This window comes from Atlantibacter hermannii, from assembly GCF_009907385.1.
GTDB lineage: Bacteria > Pseudomonadota > Gammaproteobacteria > Enterobacterales > Enterobacteriaceae > Atlantibacter > Atlantibacter hermannii_A.
This window is the reverse complement of the sequence record NZ_JAAATR010000069.1, coordinates 1-1161: the sequence shown is the minus strand read 5'-3', so window position 1 is coordinate 1161 and position 1161 is coordinate 1. Positions and strand designations below refer to the sequence as shown.

Here is a 1161-nt window from a genome sequence, read left to right as displayed (position 1 = left end):
CGCTGCCCTACCTCTCACTAGTGAGGGGCGGCAGCGCATCAAGCGGTGAGCGCACTCCGGCACCGCCAACTTTCAGCACATGCGTGTAAATCATCGTCGTAGAGACGTCGGAATGGCCGAGCAGATCCTGCACGGTTCGAATGTCGTAACCGCTGCGGAGCAAGGCCGTCGCGAACGAGTGGCGGAGGGTGTGCGGTGTGGCGGGCTTCGTGATGCCTGCTTGTTCTACGGCACGTTTGAAGGCGCGCTGAAAGGTCTGGTCATACATGTGATGGCGACGCACGACACCGCTCCGTGGATCGGTCGAATGCGTGTGCTGCGCAAAAACCCAGAACCACGGCCAGGAATGCCCGGCGCGCGGATACTTCCGCTCAAGGGCGTCGGGAAGCGCAACGCCGCTGCGGCCCTCGGCCTGGTCCTTCAGCCACCATGCCCGTGCACGCGACAGCTGCTCGCGCAGGCTGGGTGCCAAGCTCTCGGGTAACATCAAGGCCCGATCCTTGGAGCCCTTGCCCTCCCGCACGATGATCGTGCCGTGATCGAAATCCAGATCCTTGACCCGCAGTTGCAAACCCTCACTGATCCGCATGCCCGTTCCATACAGAAGCTGGGCGAACAAACGATGCTCGCCTTCCAGAAAACCGAGGATGCGAACCACTTCATCCGGGGTCAGCACCACCGGCAAGCGCCGCGACGGCCGAGGTCTTCCGATCTCCTGAAGCCAGGGCAGATCCGTGCACAGCACCTTGCCGTAGAAGAACAGCAAGGCCGCCAATGCCTGACGATGCGTGGAGACCGAAACCTTGCGCTCGTTCGCCAGCCAGGACAGAAATGCCTCGACTTCGCTGCTGCCCAAGGTTGCCGGGTGACGCACACCGTGGAAACGGATGAAGGCACGAACCCAGTGGACATAAGCCTGTTCGGTTCGTAAACTGTAATGCAAGTAGCGTATGCGCTCACGCAACTGGTCCAGAACCTTGACCGAACGCAGCGGTGGTAACGGCGCAGTGGCGGTTTTCATGGCTTGTTATGACTGTTTTTTTGTACAGTCTATGCCTCGGGCATCCAAGCAGCAAGCGCGTTACGCCGTGGGTCGATGTTTGATGTTATGGAGCAGCAACGATGTTACGCAGCAGGGCAGTCGCCCTAAAACAAAGTTAA

General features: G+C 59.9%; 1 protein-coding gene. It reads right to left on the bottom strand.

The features are described from left to right. Positions 1-7: 7 nt before the first annotated feature. Positions 8-1021: a class 1 integron integrase IntI1 gene (gene intI1 / locus GV764_RS16895; RefSeq protein WP_000845048.1), complete on the bottom strand. Its 1014-nt coding sequence runs from the start codon at positions 1019-1021 to the stop codon at positions 8-10. Positions 1022-1161 lie beyond the last annotated feature (140 nt).

What these genes read in the sequence shown, in the direction of transcription:
- intI1 (WP_000845048.1), bottom strand. Translation starts at nt 1,021, where the DNA reads ATGAAAACCGCCACTGCGCCGTTACCACCGCTGCGTTCGGTCAAGGTT.